Raw genomic sequence first — 1,317 nt, 5'->3', positions numbered from 1 at the left:
CGTGCCCGTGCTGTTGACGCCATCATGGAGTGTCTGGCGGCGCATGTGAATATCGTGACCGGCAAGGTGTATATGTCGCTGGCGCAGATTTCCGATGCGTGCGGTCTGACGACCTACAATGGGGCAGGTAAACCCTGCTACAGCCGGGCCAGCCGTGCTATCAATGAACATCTTGAGGCTATCGGCGCGGTGCTCTGCGACCGGATATGGGACGATACCACTGCCTCCTATATTCCCAATATCATCTGGGTCACCGAGTTGTTCTTTGTGCTGATTGGCTACGAGTACGGTAAATATCTGGCCGCCCAGCAGCAGCAGCTTTCCTGGGAGAACCAGAAGCTACGGGATGCGGGGGAAGGGCCGATTACGCTGTCTGAGGCTCGCCGCCGCGCCAAGACGGAGCATATCCGGCGGGCATTTGACTATCGCACCAAAAAGCTGGCGCGGAGCAAGCAGCGCCGCCAGGCCCGCAAGCTGGAGGCGATGGATGAGCAACAGGCCCGCAAGCATATCCTCAACGACCTGGTGAAGCTCTACAGCAAGGAAGAGCTTGGGGAAATGGGGCATGTTGAACTGAGCCGGATGGTCACGCAGCGTTACCATGCCATGTGCCAGCTGGCGACCGCGCCGCCCGGCACTGGCTAACCCGTACAACCCTCAGTGAATCTATGCGCTTAACGGCGCAGGGCTTCGCTCGCCCTGAATTCCGCCACGGTCATTTTCTGACCAAGCCCCATCGCAAAAATCGGCATTCCCGCTAAAAATTCCCGCATTTGCCCAATACACCCACCAGAGCACGGTACTTATCCACACATCAATGCAATTCAAAGCCGAGGGCTAGATGCACTCTCAGGGATAGATGCAATATCACTATAGATTCTTAAAACAGAAAAAGAACTTAGACGAGCGCCAGCCTGTAGATAACCGCGCAACCCAAACACCAATCCCAAACAAAAGAATAAAAAGGACTTCGCTCCCAGCGGCCGACTGGCCGCGCCGCTCAGGAAACACACCTTAGCGACAGAGAAAAAATCAGCCTTGGCCCGTCGGGGCTGTGTTTTGGCTTTTTTTATCGGTTGGTAGTCTTTGTTGTTGTAACTAAAGGGGTGTCGCCCCCGTAAGCGTCTGCTACGCATCCGCTAACGCCCCGGAAATCACGCTCAGAACGTCGCTATGCGCCTTTCTGACCGCTCACCGGGGTTTATAGGGGCTTTGGTAACAAAGTGCTCGCTGAAAGGCTGTAGGGCTTTGCAGCGCGGGGGAGGGGTGTGCGTCTCTAGTGGTACCGTTACCGGCTACGCCGGGCTTCGGCGGCAT

The 1,317-nt window shown here is 56.3% G+C and carries 1 protein-coding gene; it reads left to right on the top strand.

All coding sequences use genetic code 11. The annotated features are described in order from the left end of the window. The coding region (gene repA / locus CINSTRO3249_RS15980) for a plasmid replication initiator RepA (protein ID WP_084790293.1) at positions 1–645 on the top strand (645 nt) is incomplete at its 5' end. Between the last annotated feature and the right edge of the window lie 672 nt (positions 646–1,317).

The sequence above is a fragment of the Candidatus Sodalis sp. SoCistrobi genome (assembly GCF_900143145.1).
Lineage (GTDB): Bacteria > Pseudomonadota > Gammaproteobacteria > Enterobacterales > Enterobacteriaceae > SoCistrobi.
This window is presented reverse-complemented; position numbering and strand designations above follow the sequence as displayed.